This window comes from Halosimplex halobium, from assembly GCF_051414055.1.
Lineage (GTDB): Archaea > Halobacteriota > Halobacteria > Halobacteriales > Haloarculaceae > Halosimplex > Halosimplex halobium.
The window spans coordinates 14462-32555 of record NZ_JBLKNX010000003.1; the positions used below are offsets into that span (position 1 = coordinate 14462).

General features: G+C 70.7%; 17 protein-coding genes. 11 read left to right on the plus strand and 6 right to left on the minus strand.

Annotation, left to right across the window (positions count from 1 at the left end):
- Positions 1 to 18: 18 nt before the first annotated feature.
- Complete coding sequence (locus tag ACMGFG_RS03255) at positions 19 to 270, plus strand: MTH865 family protein (protein ID WP_436928921.1); 252 nt, start codon at positions 19 to 21, stop codon at positions 268 to 270.
- Here the strand turns inward: ACMGFG_RS03255 and ACMGFG_RS03260 are convergent.
- Positions 267 to 752, minus strand: a complete 486-nt coding sequence (locus tag ACMGFG_RS03260) for a metal-dependent hydrolase (RefSeq protein WP_436928922.1) — start codon at positions 750 to 752, stop codon at positions 267 to 269. The genes ACMGFG_RS03255 and ACMGFG_RS03260 overlap by 4 nt on opposite strands.
- Positions 753 to 852: 100 nt before the next feature.
- Between ACMGFG_RS03260 and ACMGFG_RS03265 the strand changes: the two genes are divergently transcribed.
- The 3 genes from ACMGFG_RS03265 (at position 853) to ACMGFG_RS03275 (ending at position 2910) form a co-directional block, all read left to right on the plus strand.
- A complete protein-coding gene (locus ACMGFG_RS03265) occupies positions 853 to 1419 on the plus strand; it encodes a peroxidase-related enzyme (RefSeq protein ID WP_436928923.1) in 567 nt (188 codons plus the stop codon).
- A gap of 94 nt (positions 1420 to 1513) precedes the next feature.
- Complete coding sequence (locus ACMGFG_RS03270) at positions 1514 to 2209, plus strand: metal-dependent transcriptional regulator (protein WP_436928924.1); 696 nt, start codon at positions 1514 to 1516, stop codon at positions 2207 to 2209.
- Between the two features lie 104 nt (positions 2210 to 2313).
- Entirely contained in the window at positions 2314 to 2910 is a 597-nt protein-coding gene (locus tag ACMGFG_RS03275; protein ID WP_436928925.1) for a winged helix-turn-helix transcriptional regulator, read from the plus strand.
- Positions 2911 to 2934: 24 nt separating this feature from the next.
- On the opposite strand, the gene ACMGFG_RS03280 is transcribed toward ACMGFG_RS03275, so the two are convergent.
- The gene (locus ACMGFG_RS03280; protein WP_436928926.1) at positions 2935 to 4083 is read right to left on the minus strand and encodes a methyltransferase; all 1149 of its coding nucleotides are present in this window, start codon (positions 4081 to 4083) and stop codon (positions 2935 to 2937) included.
- Positions 4084 to 4752: 669 nt separating this feature from the next.
- Here ACMGFG_RS03280 and ACMGFG_RS03285 point away from each other — a divergent pair.
- From ACMGFG_RS03285 to ACMGFG_RS03295, 3 genes are all read left to right on the plus strand, one after another.
- Positions 4753 to 5217, plus strand: coding sequence for a GNAT family N-acetyltransferase (locus ACMGFG_RS03285; protein WP_436928927.1), 465 nt, complete (start codon positions 4753 to 4755; stop codon positions 5215 to 5217).
- Between the two features lie 116 nt (positions 5218 to 5333).
- Positions 5334 to 8009 carry a heavy metal translocating P-type ATPase gene (locus ACMGFG_RS03290; RefSeq protein ID WP_436928928.1) on the plus strand — a complete coding sequence of 892 codons (2676 nt, stop codon included), beginning with the start codon at positions 5334 to 5336 and terminating at the stop codon, positions 8007 to 8009.
- A 145-nt stretch (positions 8010 to 8154) separates the two neighbouring features.
- The gene (locus ACMGFG_RS03295) at positions 8155 to 8658 is read left to right on the plus strand and encodes a plastocyanin/azurin family copper-binding protein (protein WP_436928929.1); all 504 of its coding nucleotides are present in this window, start codon (positions 8155 to 8157) and stop codon (positions 8656 to 8658) included.
- A gap of 28 nt (positions 8659 to 8686) precedes the next feature.
- On the opposite strand, the gene purD is transcribed toward ACMGFG_RS03295, so the two are convergent.
- A complete protein-coding gene (purD, locus tag ACMGFG_RS03300) occupies positions 8687 to 10000 on the minus strand; it encodes a phosphoribosylamine--glycine ligase (RefSeq protein ID WP_436928930.1) in 1314 nt (437 codons plus the stop codon).
- A 22-nt stretch (positions 10001 to 10022) separates the two neighbouring features.
- Between purD and ACMGFG_RS03305 the strand changes: the two genes are divergently transcribed.
- Together ACMGFG_RS03305 and ACMGFG_RS03310 are read left to right on the plus strand one after the other, a co-directional pair.
- Positions 10023 to 11525, plus strand: a complete 1503-nt coding sequence (locus ACMGFG_RS03305; RefSeq protein ID WP_436928931.1) for an NAD-dependent succinate-semialdehyde dehydrogenase — start codon at positions 10023 to 10025, stop codon at positions 11523 to 11525.
- A gap of 130 nt (positions 11526 to 11655) precedes the next feature.
- Positions 11656 to 13902, plus strand: a complete 2247-nt coding sequence (locus ACMGFG_RS03310) for a thioredoxin domain-containing protein (protein WP_436928932.1) — start codon at positions 11656 to 11658, stop codon at positions 13900 to 13902.
- 94 nt (positions 13903 to 13996) lie between these two features.
- Here ACMGFG_RS03310 and ACMGFG_RS03315 read toward each other — a convergent pair whose 3' ends face one another.
- A complete protein-coding gene (locus ACMGFG_RS03315) occupies positions 13997 to 14383 on the minus strand; it encodes a thioredoxin family protein (RefSeq protein ID WP_436928933.1) in 387 nt (128 codons plus the stop codon).
- Positions 14384 to 14466: 83 nt separating this feature from the next.
- The gene (locus ACMGFG_RS03320) at positions 14467 to 14904 is read right to left on the minus strand and encodes a DUF488 family protein, N3 subclade (RefSeq protein ID WP_436928934.1); all 438 of its coding nucleotides are present in this window, start codon (positions 14902 to 14904) and stop codon (positions 14467 to 14469) included.
- Positions 14905 to 15061: 157 nt separating this feature from the next.
- Between ACMGFG_RS03320 and ACMGFG_RS03325 the strand changes: the two genes are divergently transcribed.
- Positions 15062 to 16234 (plus strand): hypothetical protein, encoded by a 1173-nt coding sequence (locus ACMGFG_RS03325; RefSeq protein ID WP_436928935.1) that lies wholly within the window; start codon positions 15062 to 15064, stop codon positions 16232 to 16234.
- A 120-nt stretch (positions 16235 to 16354) separates the two neighbouring features.
- On the plus strand, positions 16355 to 17260 hold the full coding sequence (locus ACMGFG_RS03330) for a PLP-dependent cysteine synthase family protein (protein WP_436928936.1): 906 nt from the start codon (positions 16355 to 16357) through the stop codon (positions 17258 to 17260).
- Here the strand turns inward: ACMGFG_RS03330 and ACMGFG_RS03335 are convergent, their stop codons facing one another.
- Positions 17261 to 17986 (minus strand): zinc ribbon domain-containing protein, encoded by a 726-nt coding sequence (locus tag ACMGFG_RS03335; protein WP_436928937.1) that lies wholly within the window; start codon positions 17984 to 17986, stop codon positions 17261 to 17263.
- Positions 17987 to 18094 lie beyond the last annotated feature (108 nt).

Here is an 18094-nt window from a genome sequence, read left to right on the forward strand (position 1 = left end):
TGCGGACATGATACGCGTATGGTTGACAGGCAAGACCTCCGCGAGCAGTTCACCGAGGCGTTCGAGGGCGCGGACTACCCTATCTCCAGCCCGATGGACCTGGTGCCGGCGCTGCCGAACGGGCCGGGGACGAAGTTCGAGTCAGGCGACTTCTCGATGACCGCGATGGAGCTCAACACCAAGCTCGGCAGCGGCAACTTCCCGTACGACAGCGTCGACGCGTTCGTCGACGACATCATGGAACAGCTCGACGAGCAGGACCTTCTCTAGCCGCCGGCCACCAGCGCCGTCGCGACCGTCGCCAGTACCCCCGCGCCGAGCAGGAAGTAGTTCGCCACCGCGTTGTCCGCTCGGGTCAGCGACACCGTGTAGTGAGTGTCCGAGACCGGCCGGAACGGCGTGATCCCCATCGGCGTCAGGGCGTCGGCCAGCAGGTGCGAGCCGACCGCGAGCCCGCCGACGAGGAAGCCGAACGCGCCCAGCACAGCCGTCCGTCCGACCGAAGTCGCCTGGCTCACCGCGACGGCCGCGGCACCGATGGCGAGGCCGACGAGGACGAGGAAGCCGACCGTGTGCGTGGGGCCGCGGTGTTCGACGAACGGGATCCGCTGGTCCACGTCCGGGAGCCCCGAGAGCCCGACGACGACCGCACCGCCGACCAGCGCCGCCGCTTCGAACCCGGCGGCCAGCAGGGCGCCGCCGACCGGCGCGTAGACCAGAAGCGCGGCCCCGTAGTGACCGGTCCTGTACATCGCCGTTCGTAGGTGTGGTCGTCACCGTATTTACGCCTCGGGGTCGGCCGGCGGGTTCGCCGCCCGAGCACTGAAGGCCGTGCCGGGCGCTCGATCCGGTATGAGCGAGCCAGCGATGACGCGGTTCCCGGTCCCGGACGTGGACAAACTGCCCGACGACCTCCAGGAGCGCATCGCCGAAGAGGCGGACGACGCCGGCTTCGTCCCGAACGTCTTCCGCGCGCTGGCCTACCGGCCGTCGCACTTCCGCGCGTTCTTCCAGTACTACGACGCCCTGGTCGAGCACACCGAACTCGCCCGCGCGGAGGTCGAGATGATAGTCGTCGCCGTCAGCGGCGCCAACGACTGCCTCTACTGCAACGTCGCCCACGGCGCGCTCGCCCGCATCTACGCCGACGACCCACAGATCGCCGAGCAGTTGATGAGCAACCACCGCACAGCGAACGTCTCCGAGACCCATCGGGCGATGCTCGACTTTGCCGTGAAGCTGACCGAGAACGCGGCCGATATCGACGAGGACGACTTCGAGCGGCTGCGCGAGCACGGCTTCTCGCAGCGGGCGATCTGGGACATCGGGAGCGTCGCGGCCTTCTTCAACCTCTCGAACCGGATGGCCCACCTCGCGGACATGCGGCCCAACGACGAGTTCTACGAGCTTGGGCGGTGAAGGCGTTCGGTCGCGACTGTCGTCGTCGAACCGATCGATAGCGCGGCCGATCGGTGCAACACCCTTAAGGATTAGATGGGTCTAATCCGGGGTGATGCTCAGCGCCAAGATGGAGGATTACCTGAAGGCGATCTACGAGCTCCAGCGGGAGGGCGAGGAGCCGGTGGCGACCTCGCGCATCGCCGAGTTGCTGGACGTGACGGCGCCGACGGCGACCAGCATGATGGAGAAGCTGGAGGAGCGGGAGCTCGTGGAGCGCGAGAAGTACAAGGGCGTCCGGCTGACGCCCGAGGGGGAGACCGTGGCGCTGGAAGTGGTCCGTCACCACCGGCTGCTGGAGACCTACCTCACCGAGGAGCTGGGCTACGACTGGGCGGAGGTCCACGACGAGGCCGACCGGCTGGAACACCACATCAGCGAGGAGTTCGAGCGCCGGGTCGCCGAACGGCTCGACGACCCGACCGTCGACCCCCACGGCGACCCGATCCCGACCGACGCGCTGGACCCGGTCGACGAGACGGCCGGCGACACCCTCGACGAGTGCGCGGAGGGCGAGACTGTCGTCGTCCGGCGCGTGAGCGACCGCGACCCGGAGGAGCTGGCCTACCTCGACGACGCCGGCATTACGCCGGACACCGAACTCGTCGTCGCGGAGGTCGCGCCCATCGGGATGCTCACCGTTCGGCTCGTCGACGCCGACGAAACCGTCTCGCTTCCCGAGGGCGTCGCAGGGACGATATTCGTGGACGCGCTCGAAGAACCCGCCGAGAGCGCCAGCGGGGCGGCCTGAGCCGCTTCCCGGCCGCCCGTCACGCTCATCGCGGACCGAACGGTCCGCGCCGCGCGCGTCGAACGGCCGAAACCAGTTTCCCCCGGGGACCGCTCGTCTCCCGTATGCGCGACCTCGACGACACCGACCGGACGATCCTCGGACTGCTGCTCGACGACGCCCGCCGCTCGTGGCGGGATATCGCCGACGCCGTCGACCTGTCGCCGCCGGCCGTCGCCGACCGCGTCGAGCGCCTCGAAGACATCGGCGTCATCCGCGGGTTCACCGTCGACGTGGACCGATCGAAGCTCCGCGAGGGCGCGCCCGTGCTCGTGACCGTGAACGTGGCGCCGCGAGCGGCCTCGGCGGTCGCCGAGGCGCTGGCCGACGCCGACGCCGTCGAACACGTCTTTACGACCGCCGAGGAGCGCGTCGTCTTCACCGCGACCGTCCCGGAGGGCGACGTGCTCTCCGTGCTCGAATCGGCGGTCGCCATGGAGGACGTGCGCGACTACGAGGTGTCGCTGCTCGCCGACCGCTCGTGGAACCCCTCCGTCGCCGAGGCCGAACTCGCGCTGACCTGCGACGAGTGCGGCAACACCGTTACCGCCGAGGGCGAGACCCGCGAGTTCGACGGCGAGACCTACCACTTCTGCTGCGAGTCCTGCGAGGCCTCCTTCGTCGAGATGTACGAGGAGTTGCGGGAGGGCGCCGAGGGCTAACGCCGGAACGCCCGGCCGACGAACTCAGTCACTCGCCAGCCGGACGACGTGTTCGGCGCCGGTCGCGACCGTCTCCACGCGGTCGAACGGCGCGAAGTATTCGTCGAGGTCGAGCGCCCGATGGTGGACCACCCAGCAGCGACCCCCGGGAGCGAGCACGTCGGCGGCCCCGCGAAGGAGGTCCGCGAGCACGCCGCTCCCCGCGTGGGTCGGCGGATTGCAGAGGACCGTGTCGAACGACTCGCTGGCGACGCCGGCCGTGCAATCCGCGGTGAGGACGCGCCCCTCGACGCCGTTGGCGGCCAGTGTCCGCTCGGCGGCGGCCGCCGCGAGCGCGTCGTCGTCGGTGGCCCACACGTCGCAGTCGGCCGACAGGCCGGCGTAGGCCGCGAGCGGACCGTACCCGCAACAGAGGTCTAGCACCGCGTCGCCGTCCTCGATTGTTGCCGTCTCGGCGAGCAGGCGCGTTCCGTCGTCGAGGGCGCCGGCGGCGAACAACCCGGGTGCTGTCACCAGTTCGAGGTCGATCCCAGCTACCGTTGCGTCGATCCGGTCGAAGGGTGGGTCGGAGTCGGAGCGGCCACCGTCGGCGGCCGCCGGTCCCGTGGCGCGCAGGAGCGACCAGCCGTCGCGCTCGGCGACCGTCTCGACGGTCGTCGCGGCGTCGGCCAGTGCATCCTCGTATCGGACGAGTCCCGTCTCGGGCTTCGCGGCGAGGAAGAGTTCCCCGCCGTCGGCCAGCGAGTCGAGCGCCGAGCGGAGACGGCGGGTCCCGATTGCTATCGGGGTGTACGCTCTGGGAACGAAGACGGCGGTGTCGGCGGGTTCGTCGGCCGGTCCGTCGATCGAGGCGAGGCCGGTCGCGCGTTCGACGGCCGCGTCGGCGCCGTTTCCGGCCGCGTTGCGCTCGCAGAGCGCGGCCGCACGGGCGCTCGCCGTCGTCGTCCGGACGCTCGTCGCTCGCTCGGCGAGGACGACGCCGACGACGCCGTAGCGGGCGCCGACCGTTCGCAGGTGACCGATATCCCGGTCCCACAGGTGTTCGAGCGCGAGCAGTTCGCCGGGACAGAACGTGTCCGCCGCCGCGACACCGTCGGCGGTGTGGAACTCGAACCGGTCCGGGCCGGCGTCCGTTCTCGACCCGAGGACGAGCGGCTCCCGGTCGGCGGTCATCTGCGACCTCCCCGGGCGGCGCCGCGGTCGCAAGTGTGCGAGCGGAGTGGTCTCGGACGGTGTGCGGTCGAACGGCAGGCGGTCGATCGGTAGGCAGTCGAACGGCAGGCGGTCGAACGGCGGGCGGTCGGGCGGTCGTCGAGGCTGTGCGGTCGCGGGCGTGCGTGGCGTGGCATTCGGATGGTCGGCAGGGCTGGCGGTCGTCGACCGACTCATACGGATTATTGCAAGCGTTTACCGGGTCGACCGCACGACTGCGTGCGGTCGATCCCGGAATGACTTGCAATAATCCGTATCAGAGCCGCGCCTCGGGAGTATCGCAACGGGGACGCCGTCGAGGAGAGAGCCGCCGCTGTCCGCGAAGCGCGGCGCCGGGTGCCGAAAGCGCGGCCGAGCGGAGGGGGGACGCGTCCGACAGCGACTCGGACGCGCGTCCGCACGGCCCACAGCCGGCGAGCCGGTCGAACCCGCCCCGCCCGCGCGGTCGCCGCTGCCGTCGGCGGCCTACGCGAGTCGGCGGGCGCGGCCCGACCTCGGGCCCTTGTCCATCCTACCTGTCGGTATTCGGCCGCCCTACAAATTCGTTTCCGTGCCGTGGGGGCCGTTCACGCGTGGGACCGCGGCCCGCACCGGGACAACACGTATGCGGGCTCCGACTGACCGGCGCGTATGGACCTCCTCGAAGCGACCCGCGAGGACGTGTCGACCCTCGCCGAGTACTGGTACGACCTCGCCTCGGCGATGGAGCAGTACGACGAACTCAACGAGGTCGCCTACGACGGGCCCGAACCCGCCGAGGCGGGATTCGAGGGGCTACTGGCCGACGAGGACACGACTGTCTATCTACTCACCGTCGACGGGGACGACGCCGGCTACCTCGTCCTCCGCTCGGGCGAGCACCCGTCGCGGACCCACTCGGAGTACGTCGAGGTCGTCGACCTGTACGTCGCGCCCGAACACAGAGACAGCGGCCACGGCAGCGACGCCCTCGACGCGGTCGAGCGGATCGCCCGCGAGCGGGGCGCCGACTACGTCGAAGTCTCCTGCGAGTGGGGCAACGACGGCGCCCGCCGGTTCTACCGGGACAACGGTTTCGAACCCAAACAGGTGACCTACGCTCGACGGGTCGACTGACGTTCGAACCGCCAACCGGACGCCGAATTCGATTAGGATCGAAAAATCACCGGCAGACTGACCTTCGAAACACAGGGGCAAACCGCATGAACGGGTAGCCCATATATACAACCAACATGAGCGAGCGCACGACCAGGCTGGAACTCCACGGGATGAGCTGCGCGAACTGCTCGCAGACTATCGAGGAGCGGGTGAGCTCGCTGGCGGGCGTCTCGGCGGTCGACGCCAACTACGCGACCGACGAGGGGAGCGTCACGTACGACCCCGGGGAGACGAGTCTGCGTGAGATATACGACGCTATCGAGGATGCAGGCTACGAGGCGGCGAGCGAGACGGTCTCCGTGGGGATCACGGACATGTCCTGCGCGAACTGCGCGGAGACCAGCGAGTCGGCGCTGCTGGACATGCCCGGCGTCGTCGACGCCGACGTGAACTACGCGACCGACGAGGGGACGGTCACCTACAACCCCGCCGAGGCGTCGCTCGCGGACATCTACGACGCCATCGAATCGGCCGGTTACACGCCCGTCCGGGAGGACGACGGGGCGGAGGGCGAAGGCGAGGCCGGAGACACGGCCGAGTCGTCCCGGGACCGCCAGCAGGCCGCGCGCGACGAGGAGATCCGCCGCCAGCGGAACCTGACGGTCTTCGGCGCGGCCCTGTCGCTGCCGCTGCTCGTGATGCTGGTCGACCACGTGTTCGGGCTCGGCGTCCTGCCGGAGGAGGTCGCGGGCGTCTCGGTCGGCTGGGGCGCGTTCGCGCTCGCGACCCCCGTCCAGTACGCGCTCGGGAGGGAGTTCTACGAGAACTCCTACACGGCGGTCGTGAAGAACCGGACCGCGAACATGGACGTGCTGATCGCCCTGGGGTCGTCGACCGCCTACCTCTACTCGGTGGCACGACTGCTGGGGTTCCCGGGCGAGGGGCTGTACTTCGACACCGCGGCCCTAATCTTGGTGTTCATCACGCTGGGCAACTACCTCGAGGCGCGCTCGAAGGGCCAGGCGTCCGAGGCGATCCGCTCGCTGCTGGAGATGGAGGCCGACACGGCGACGCTCGTCCGCGACGACGGCACCGAGGAGGAGGTCCCGCTCTCGGAGGTCGAGGTCGGCGACCGCCTCAAAGTGCGTCCAGGCGAGAAGATCCCGACCGACGCCGAGGTCGTGGACGGCGACAGCGCGGTCGACGAGTCGATGGTCACCGGCGAGTCGGTGCCCGTCTCGAAAGAGCCCGGCGACGAGGTGATCGGGTCGACCGTCAACCAAAATGGCGTGCTCGTCGTCGAGGCCACGAAGGTCGGCGAGGAGACGGCCATCCAGCAGATCGTCTCCCGGGTCAAGGACGCCCAGAGCCGCCAGCCGGAGATCCAGAACGTCGCCGACCGCATCAGCTCCTACTTCGTCCCCGCGGTCATCCTGAACGCCCTGTTCTGGGGCGGCGTCTGGTACGCTTTCCCCGAGGCGCTGGCCGGGTTCGTCAGCGGCTTGCCAGTGTGGGGCCTCGCCGCGGGCGGTCCCGCCGCGGTGGGCGTCTTCGAGTTCGCGGTCGTCGTCTTCGCGTCGGCGGTGCTGATCGCCTGTCCCTGCGCGCTCGGGCTGGCGACGCCCGCGGCGACGATGGTCGGGACCGCCATCGGCGCGCGCAACGGCGTCCTCTTCGAGGGCGGCGATATCCTCGAACGGGTCCGGGACGTGGACACCGTCGTCTTCGACAAGACCGGGACCCTGACGGAAGGAGAGATGGAGCTGACTGACGTGGTCGCGCTGCCCGCTACCGACGGCGGGGCCGTGGAGGGAGACGCGGTCGGCGACGGCGACGCGGCCACCGACGGCGGCGCCCTCGCCGAGCCCGAAGTGACGGAGGAGTTCGTCCTCGAGGTCGCCGCGAGCGCGGAGTCCGGCAGCGAACACCCGCTCGCCGAGGCCATCGTCGAGGGCGCCCGCGAGCGCGGCATCGACGTGGGCGAGCCAGACGACTTCGAGAACGTCCCCGGCCACGGCGTGAAGGCGACGACGAGCCACGGGCGTGTCCTCGTGGGCAACCGGAAGCTCATGCGCGAGGCGGGCGTCGACGTGTCCCCGGCCGAGGACGCCATGGACCGCCTCGAACGCGAGGGCAAGACGGCGATGCTGGTCGCGCTCGCGGACGGTGCGGGCGCCGGCGGAGACACCGACGCGGCCGCCGGCGACTACCGGCTACTCGGCGTCGTCGCCGACGCGGACACCGTCAAGGAGTCGGCCGGGGCGGCGGTCTCGGAGCTCCGCGAGCGCGGCACGGACGTGTGGCTGATCACCGGCGACAACGAGCGGACCGCCGAGGCCGTCGCCGAACGCGTGGGCATCGATCCGGACAACGTGATGGCCGGCGTCCTCCCGGAGGACAAGGCCGACGCCGTCGACGACATTCAGTCCGAGGGCCGCCGCGCGATGATGGTCGGGGACGGCGTCAACGACGCGCCGGCGCTCGCGACGGCGTTCGTCGGCTGCGCCATCGGCAGCGGCACCGACGTGGCCATCGAGGCCGCCGATGTGACGCTGATGCGCTCGGACCCACTGGACGTTGTCAAGGCCGTCCGCGTCTCGGAGGGGACCCTCTCGAAGATCAAGCAGAACCTCTTCTGGGCGCTGGGCTACAACACGGCGATGATCCCGCTGGCGTCGCTGGGGCTGCTCCAGCCGGTCCTGGCTGCGGCGGCGATGGCCGTCTCCAGCGTCTCCGTGCTGACCAACAGCCTGCTCTTTCGCCGGTACGAACCCGACGAGGACTACCGGCTGTTCGGCTTCCTCCGCTGAGGCCGACACGCCGGCCCTTCCCGCGACGCCCGAACCGGTTCGGCCGGTTCGGCCGAATTCGGGCGAGTAACTGCGCCGAGCCGGTCTATCACGGTCTGTATTGCAAACCCTCTTTTCCGTGGGTTCCCAAGTGTCAGGTTGCGACATGACCGACGGAATCCGACGTCGACGGCTGCTCGGTGGTATCGGAGCGATGGCGACCGCGGGCGTCCTCGCGGGGTGCTCGACGGAAACATCCGGCGGGGACGGCGGTGATGGCGGCGATGGCGGCGACGGTGGCGGAGGTGGAGGCACACCCTCCTGGCCTTCGTACCTCGACGACGCCCAGGGCGACACCAGCCAGGACGCCCGCGGCCAGAGCGAGGTCACGGTCGAGGTCGGACCGGACGGGAGCCTCGCGTTCGATCCGGTGTACCTGCGCGTCGACTCCGGGACGACGATCAACTTCGAGTTCGTGTCCCCCAGCCACAACGTCAAGCCCGAGAGCCAGCCCGAGGGCGGCTCCCTGGACGGGACCGAGGGCGGCGAGATGGAGACGGTTCCCGAGGGCGAGACGTACTCGGTCACGCTGGAGACGACCGGCATCTACGCCTACTACTGCGGACCCCACGAGACGACCGGGATGAAGGGCGGTATCTCCGTCGAGTAGGGACGGAAGCTGCGGTTCTTCTACTGGCTCACTCGCCGCGCAGTTCCGCCATGTGGTCGATGCGCTGCTGGACGAGGTCGGGTTTGCCGATGTCGTGGCGGATGCGGACGCCGTCGCCCGCCGCTTCGAGCGCGTCCCCGGCGATCTCCTCGGCGGCCTCGATCGTGTCCGCCAGGCCGACGACCGCGAACGACCGCGAGGTGGTCGTGTAGATGCCGTCGTCGCGCTCGTCGACCGAGGCGTAGAACAGCAGCGCCTCGCCGTCGGTCCCTTCGGCCGCGGCGGCGGCGCTCTCCTCGTCGACGGAGACCTTCGCGCCGCTGTCGGGGTCGGTCGGGTAGCCTTCCGGGACGGCGTACTTGCAGACGGTCGCCCGCGGGGCGAAAGACAGCTGGGGGAGCGACTCGCCGTCGCGGGCCGCCGTCAGCACCTCGAGGAAGTCCGTGTTGAGGACCGGGAGCGTGTTCATCGCCTCGGGGTCGCCGAAGCGGGCGTTGAACTCGACGACCTTGATGCCGTCGGCGGTGAGCATGAACTGCCCGTAGAGGACGCCCTTGTAGCCGTCCAGCGCGTCGACGGTCGCCTCCAGCACCTCGACGGCCTCCATGTAGTCGTCCTCGTCCATGAACGGGAGCTCCAGCGTCGCGTCCGAATACGAGCCCATCCCGCCGGTGTTGGGGCCCTCGTCGCCCTCGTAGGCGCGCTTGTGGTCCTGGACCGCCGGGGTGACACGCACGTCGCCGTTGGCGACCAGCGCCTGGACGGTGAACTCCTCGCCGACGAGCCGCTCCTCCAGGACGATCCGCTCGTAGTCGGACTCGCGGATGTACTCCTTGGCCTCCGCCTTGGAGATCTGGTCGCCGGTGACGCGGACGCCCTTGCCGCCGGTGAGGCCGGCGGGCTTGACCGCGAGGTCGCCGTCGAACTCGTCGACGAACTCGCAGGCGGCGTCCATGTCCTCGAACGTCTCGAAGACCGGACAGCCGGGAATGTCGTGCTCGCGCATGAAGCGGCGCTGGAAGGCCTTGTCCGTCTCGATGCGGGCCTCGGCCTCCTGGGGACCGAAGGCGTAGACGCCGGCGTCGTCCAGCGCGTCGGCGACGCCCGCGGCGAGGGGGCCCTCCGGGCCGACGACCGCGAGCGTGGCGTCGACCTCCCGGGCGTAGGCGGTCACGGCCGACGGGTTCGTTGTCTCCAGCGACTCGAAGCCGTCGGCGAGCCGCGCGATGCCGGGGTTGCGGTTGCCCGCGCAGGCGTAGAGGTCCGCGCCCGAATCGGCGAGCGCGCGGGCGATCGCGTGTTCGCGGCCGCCGCCACCCACCAGCAGGACTGTCTTCGTCATACCCGGATATCCGGCGCGGTGGGTGCCTAAAGGTTGCCTTTCGGACGACGCGATCCGCGCGGGCGAACCGGCTCGCGGACCGAGCGACTGCCGCCGCCGTCAGCGCGGCCGACCGCCCACGGGGCTCGCAAATAAGTGTGTCGCGGCCGATACCCGACCAGCGATGGAGGTCGTCAACCCCGCGACCGGCGAGCGCATCGACACCTACGAGGAAGCCGACGGGGCGGCCGTCGAACGGACGCTGACGGACGCCGACGCGGCCTTCGCGGAGTGGCGCGAGCGGCCGCTGGCCGACCGCGAGGAGCTGATCGAGTCGGCCGCCGACGTGCTCCGCGAGAACAAACGGGAGTACGCCGAGCTGATGACCCGGGAGATGGGCAAGCCGGTCTCCCAGGCCGAATCGGAGGTCGAGAAGTGCGCGTGGGTCTGCGAGCATTACGCCGAACACGCCCACACCTACCTCGAGGACGAACACCACCCGAGCCCGCCGGGCACGGAGGTCAAGACCGTCTACGAACCGATGGGGATCGTCCTGGCGGTGATGCCCTGGAACTTCCCGTTCTGGCAGGTCTTCCGCTTCATCGCGCCCTACATCACCGCCGGCAACGTCGGCGTGCTGAAACACGCCTCGAACGTCCCCGGCTGCGCCGAGGCCATCGAGGACGTCCTCCGGAAGGCGGGCTACCCCGAGGCCGTCTTCCAGTCGCTGCTCGCGCCGTCGGACCGCGTGGACGACATCATCGCCGACGACCGCGTCCGCGCGGCGACGCTCACCGGGAGCGGCCCCGCGGGCCGGGCCGTCGCGTCGTCGGCCGGCGAGCAACTGAAGAAGACGGTGCTCGAACTCGGCGGGAGCGACCCGTTCGTCGTCCTCGACGACGCGGACCTCGACGACGCCGCCGAGACAGGCGCGTGGGCGCGCAACCTCAACAGCGGGCAGTCCTGTATCGCGGCCAAGCGCTTCGTCGTCCACACGGACGTGTACGAGCCGTTCGTAGAGCGGTTCGTCGACGAGGTCGAGTCGCTGACCGTCGGCGACCCGATGGACGAGGACACCGAGGTCGGTCCGCAGGCCCGCGAGGACCTCATGGCGGAACTCCACGAGCAGGTCGAGGCGAGCGTCGACGCGGGCGCCGAGGTCGTCACCGGCGGCGAGCCGATGGACCGCGACGGCGCGTTCTACCCCCCGACGGTGCTCACGAACGTCCCCGAGGGCTGTCCGGCCGACTGCGAGGAGCTGTTCGGGCCGGTCGCGACGGTCTACGAGGTCGACTCCGAGGCCGCGGCCGTCGAGAAGGCCAACGACACGGAGTTCGGCCTCGGCGCGAGCATCTGGACCGAGGACCGCGAGCGCGGCGAGCGCGTCGCCCGGCGGATCGACGCCGGCTGCACGTACGTCAACCAGCTCACGAAGTCCGACCCCAGGGTTCCCTTCGGCGGCGTCAAACAGTCGGGCTACGGCCGGGAACTCTCCGAGGCGGGGATCAAGGAGTTCGTCAACCGCAAGACCCTCTGGGTGGAGTAGTCCCCGCGGCGTCTCTGTCCCGACGGGAGTTTCGGTGCCGCCGCGTTGCGCCGTCCCGGCCGTCCCGTCCGGGTCGTCCCGCCCGTCCCGTTCCCGGTCCCTTTTCGGCGTCCCCGGCGTACGGGCGTCCATGACCGACGCCGACCCCACCGCCCGCAACCGCCTCGACGAGGAGGAGAGCCCGTACCTCCGCCAGCACGCCGACAACCCCGTCAACTGGCAGCCCTGGGACGAGGCGGCCCTGGCGGCCGCCGAGGAACAGGACAAACCCATCTTCCTCTCCATCGGCTACGCCGCCTGCCACTGGTGTCACGTCATGGAGGAGGAGAGCTTCGAGGACGAGCAAATCGCCGAACTGCTCAACGAGCAGTTCGTCCCGATCAAGGTCGACCGCGAGGAGCGGCCGGACATCGACTCGGTGTACATGAGCATCTGCCAGCAGGTCAGCGGCCGCGGCGGCTGGCCGCTCAACGCCTGGCTCACGCCCGACGGCGACCCCTTCTACGTCGGCACGTACTTCCCGCCGGAGCCGAAGCGCGGCGCGCCGGGCTTCCGGCAACTGCTCGAAGACATCTCCGAGTCCTGGAACGACCCCGAGGACCGCGAGGAGATGGAGAGCCGGGCCCGCCAGTGGACCGAGGCCATCGAGGACGACCTTGAGTCGACGCCCGACCAGCCCGGCGAGGCGCCCGACGAGGGCGTGCTCGACACGGTCGCGAGCGCCGCGCTCCGGGGCGCCGACCGGGAGTTCGGCGGCTGGGGCCAGGGCCAGAAGTTCCCCCAGCCCGGCCGCCTGCGCGCCCTGATGCGCGCCCACCGCGCGGACGACCGGGACGCCTACCGCGAGGTCGTCGGGGAGACGCTGGACGCGATGGCCGACGGCGGCCTCTACGACCACGTCGGCGGCGGCTTCCACCGCTACACCACCGACCGCGAGTGGGTCGTCCCCCACTTCGAGAAGATGCTGTACGACAACGCCGAACTCGCCCGCGTCTTCCTGACCGGCTACCAGTTCACCGGCCGCGAGCGCTACCGCGAGACCGCCAGCGAGACGCTCGAGTTCGTCGAGCGCGAACTCACCCACCCCGACGGCGGCTTCTACAGCACGCTCGACGCCGAGAGCGTGGCCCCGACGGACGGGAGCGGCCACGACACGAGCGAAGACGGGAGCGGTGAGCGCGAAGAAGGCGCCTTCTACGTCTGGACGCCCGACGGGATCGAGGACGCGATCGCCGAGTACGGCCCCGACCAGGGGATCCCCGGCGAGCAGGCCGACCTCGCGGCCGATATCTTCCGCGAGCGCTACGGCGTGACCCCGACCGGGAACTTCGAGGACGGGCGGACGGTCCTCACCCGGAGCGAGTCCGTCGAGTCGCTCGCGGACGACTACGGGCTCTCGACAGACGACGCCGAGGAACTGCTCGACTCGGCGAAGGCGGCCGTCTTCGCCGCTCGGGAAGAGCGCCCGCGCCCGCCCCGCGACGAGAAGGTGCTGGCGGGCTGGAACGGCCTGATGGTCTCGGCGTTCGCCGAGGCGGCGCTGGTCGACGACGGCGAGGCGCGCAGCGCCTCGAACGGGTCGAGCGGACGGCGTCCGCGAGACGAGGCGTGGGCCGAGACAGCCGCCGACGCGCTCGATTTCGCCCGCGAACACCTGTGGGACGCCGACTCGGGGCGGCTCTCCCGGCGGTTCAAGGACGGCGACGTGGCGATCCGGGGGTACCTGGAGGACTACGCGTTCCTCGCGCGCGGCGCGTTCGACACCTACCAGGTGACCGGCGAGGTCGACCACCTCGCGTTCGCGCTGGAGCTGGCCCGGAGTATCGAGGCGGAGTTCTGGGACGACTCGGAGGGGACGCTGTATTTCACCCCGCAGAGCGGCGAGTCGCTGGTCGCCCGCCCGCAGGAACTGGCCGACCAGTCGACCCCCTCCAGCGCGGGCGTGGCCGCCGAGTTGCTACTCGCGCTGGACGCCTTCGTCGACCACGACCGCTTCGAGTCGGTCGCCGGCGGCGTGCTCGCCACGCACGGCAACAGGGTGGAGTCGAACCCCCAGCAGCACCCCTCGCTCGCGCTCGCCGCCGACACCTACCGTCGGGGCGCCCACGAACTCACGCTCGCCGCGGAGTCGATGCCGGCGTCGTGGCGCGAGACACTCGCCGACACCTACGTCCCGCGGCGGGTGCTCGCGCCGCGACCGCCGACCGATGACGCGCTCGACGGGTGGCTCGACGCGCTCGGCCTCGCGGAGGCACCGCCGATCTGGGCGAGCCGCGAGGCGCGCGACGGCGAACCGACGGTGTACGCCTGCCGGTCGCGGGCCTGTTCGCCGCCGGCCCACGACCTCGACGAGGCGCTCGCGTGGTTCGAGGACTGACGAGGCGGGTCGAGGACTGACCGGGAAAAACGAGGGCTGGCGGGGAGAAGGATGCGCGAGCGGAGAACCGGCGGGACCGGTGGACCGACCGCGCTCAGGCGGTGGTCAGGTGGTCGAGTTCCCGGGCGAGGTAGACGGCGATGGGGACCGGTTCCTCCTCGACGAAGCGGGCGACCTCTTCGCCGTTCCGCTCCACGACGACCGTCGGGATGTACTCGATGTCGTACTCCTCGACCTTCGGGCCGACCTTCGTGCCGTCGTCCTCCTTCTCGACGGCGTACTCCTCGATCCGGCCGTCGGGGACGCCCGCGGCGTCGAGCGCCGCGCCGAAGTCCGGTAGCTGCGAGCGGCAGTCGATACACCAGTCGCCCCCCCAGACCTTGTAGGTGAGTTCGTCGCCCAGCGCCGCGAGCACGTCCACCGTCTCGGCGTAGGCCTCCTCGGTCCACACCGGGTTCGGGTCCATGGTCTCCAGTGACATACCACTCCCTTGCGCACGGGGTGGCTTAACGACAGCGCTCCGTTCACGCGCGGTGCGCTCGTCTCAGCGCCGCCACCCGCCGGTCAGTCCGCCGACTCGGTCGCCCGCTCGCGGAGTTCGTCGTCGAGGATCCGCCGGTGACAGCGTTTGTCGTCGCCCTCGAAGCAGACGAGCGCGACTGACTCCCCGTCGGCGACCCGTGCGGCCAGTCCCGAGAGCGCCTCGTCGGCCGCCCCGCCCGCGAGGTGCTCGCGGTACTGCGCCTCGAAGTCGACCTCGCCCCAGGCGGCGTTGTGGGCCTCCTCGTCGCACAGCCCCTGGCGCCGGAAGTCCTCCTGGCGCTCCTTCGTCTCCGAGAGCAGCGACTCGGGCGGCCCGAGTTCGGGCCGGTTCTCGTCGACCAGGGCCGAGAACCACCCCGTCGGCCGGCGGACGACGCCGACGAGTGTCGCCCCCTCCGGCAGGTCGGCGATGTCGTGCTGGAGCGCGGCCGCGTAGGTCTCCGCGACGGTTCCGGACACACCCGTCGGTACGGGGGAGTCCGCGGAAAAAGTTGCGCCGGTCGGGGTCGACAGGGGGACGGTACTGTGTGGGCGGTCACGGAGCCGCGGGGCGGAGCGGTTAGCTATCGTCGCCGGTGAACTGTCCGCTCTCGTCGCGCTCCTGCTCCTGTGCGGAGTGTTTACCGCCGCGGCGCCGGGCCTCCTGTGTCAGCCCCCGGGTGTTGCCCTGGCCGCCGCTCTGGCCGCTGGCCCGGTCGTCGTTGCTCCCACCGCTCTGCTGGTGCTGGCGGCTCTGTTGCTGGTGGCTCTGCTGGCCCTGCTGTCGACTCTGCTGATGCTGCTGTCGCTGCTGGTGCTGTTGCTGGCCCTGGTGGCCGGCGAACTGGCCCTGCTGGTCTCGCTGCTGGGAGTGTGCGGAGTGCTGGCCGCCGATCGAGCGGCCCTGCTGGCCGCCGAATTGCTGGCCGCCGATCGAGCGGCCCTGCTGGCCGCCGAATTGCTGGCCGCCCTGCTGATGGCGGCCCTGCTGCTGGTGCTGCTGGCGACCCTGTTGCTGGTGACCTTGCTGCTGACGACCCTGGTGCTGATGACCTTGCTGGCCCCCGAACTGCTGACCGCCCTGCTGGCGACCCTGTTGCTGGCCGCCCTGCTGCTGGTACTGCTGACGGCTCTGCTGCTGGTGGCCGCCCTGCTGCTGGTACTGCTGACGGCCCTGCTGCTGGTGGCCGCCCTGCGACGGCGACGTGAACTGCCCGGACTGGTCACGGGGCAGCTGCTGGGCGATCTGGCGGTGTTCCTGCCGGAACTGCTGGGAGTGGCGCTGGTCCTGGGCGCCCTGGTCGCCGCCGCGGCCCTGCTGGCCGGGGAAGCCGGCCTGCTGCCCGGCCGGCTGCTGGCTGGCAGGGATCTGACCCTGCTGCTGTCCTCGCTGGCCCTGCTGCTGGTGGCTCTGCTGTGGCTGCTGACCTTGCTGACGCTGCTGGGGCTGCTGGTATTGCTGTCCTCGCTGGCCCTGCTGCTGGTGGCTCTGCTGCTGGGTCGGCTGATGCTGCTGGGGCTGCTGGGGCTGCTGCCCCTGCTGGTGCTGTTGCTGGCCCTGGTGGCCGGCGAACTGCCCCTGCTGGTCGCGCTGGTGGGAGTGGGCCGAATGCTGGCCGCCGATCGAGCGGCCCTGTTGCCCGCCGAACTGCTGCTGGTTGTGCTGGCTCTGCTGTCGTCGGTTGTTGGGATTGTTGTGAGACATGCTGGATCCGGATACCGCGGTGCTGTCACCGGTCGACGGTTTCCCCCGTCGAGCGGCTCACCCGAGCGTTGGAGTGGCCGGCGAAAGGCCGTTCGGCCTGCATAGGAAACCCGGAAAATCGCGGCATACGGGCCCTGAAACGCCATCGCTACCGGCCGTCACCGACGACCGCACTCCCTGCCGCTGTCACGGGCCATTTAAGCGCTCGTGTCGTACGCGGGGCCAGTGAAAGAGAGCATCCTGGACACCATCGGGTCGCCGCTGGTCGCGGTCGACGCTCCCGATGGCGCGACGGTCGCGGCGAAGATCGAATCGTTCAACCCGGGCGGGTCGGCCAAGGACCGGCCCGCGAAGGGGATGGTCGAGGCCGCCGAGCGCGACGGGACGCTCACCGAGGGCGACGCCATCGTGGAGCCGACCAGCGGCAACACCGGCATCGGGCTGGCCATGGTGGGCGCGGCGAAGGGCTACGACGTGACGCTCGTCATGCCCGCTTCGAAGTCCCCCGAGCGCCGGGAGATCATGCGCGCCTACGGCGCCGAGATCGAACTCGTCGACGGCGACATCTCCGACGCCAAGGACCGGGCCGACGAACTCGAACGCGAGGCGGGCCACGTCCAGCTCCGACAGTTCGACAACCCCGCCAACCCCGAGGCCCACTACCGGACCACCGGCCCCGAGATCCTCGACCAGCTCGACGGCCGCGAGCCCGACGCCTTCGTCGCCGGCGTCGGTACCGGCGGGACGATCTCCGGGATCGGCCGCCGCCTGCGCGAGGAGTTCCCCGACCTGGAGATCGTCGCGGTCGAGCCGGCGAGCAACGCCGTCCTCTCGACCGGCGAACCCGGCGAGGACGACTTCCAGGGGATGGGACCCGGCTTCGTCAGCGACAACCTCGACCGCGAGTTGCTCGACGACGTGGAGACGGTCGAACTCGACGCCGCCGAGGCTGAGTGTCGCCGTCTCGCCCGCGAGGAGGGCATCTTCGTCGGCCAGTCCTCCGGCGGGACGAACCTCGTCGCCAGGCGCGTGGCCGAGCGGCTGGTCGACGAAGGCGTCGTGGATCCCCTCGTGGTCACCGTCTACTGGGACAGCGGCGAGCGATACATGTCGACCGGGATGTTCGATTAGTCAGTTCTTCTCCGTTTCCTCGGAGTCAGGTCGCGCGTCCTCGAACGCCCGTAGATCGCCGTTGACCCGCCTGGTTGCCTGTCGGTGCATGAACCGCCCGAGCAGGGCGGCCAGACCGGCGACGAGCAGGGCGACCGCCGTGACGGTCGCGACCGACACCGAGAGCTCGCCCGCGGCGAGGCCGTTCCCGCCGAACCGGAGGCCGACCGGGATCAGCGCGGCCCCGGCGGCGATCAGGTAGCAGCTCCGCGCGAACGCCTCGGCCGGGACGCGGGCGCGGGCGAGGTACGCGCCCGGCAGGAGCCAGCACCCGAGGAAGACGAGCGCCGCGTTCCATATCGACAGCGGGCGGACCGTGTTCGCGAGGAAGAGCCCCAGCGGCGCGAGCGGGAGCGCGACCGCCAGACCCGCGACGACCATGACCCGTCCCGACGCGCGGCGCTCGCCGCCCTCGACGGACAGGAGTTCCGCGGGGTCCCCGTCGAACCGGTCGTCCAGGTCCGAGAGGGCGACCGCCTCGCCGTCCTCGCCGATCGGGGTTGCACACCGGGGGCAGAAGCGCGCGTCGGCCGGCAGCGGGTCGCCACACTCCGGACAGGGGAACTCCCCGGCTCCGTCCGCGGTGGAGGTGTCCTCGGCGTCCGCGGCGGGGTCCTCCGGGTCGTCCCCCGTAGCGGCGTCCTCGACGCCGTCGCCCGCGCCGTCGGGGTCCCCTGGGTCGGTCATGGCGTCGGCTACGCGCTCGCCCGTCAAGAATCCCGTTCACCGTCGCCCGAGCCACGACCGAGTCGCACCTACCGGGGAGCGGACGAGAAACGACTTTACCGGCGGGGA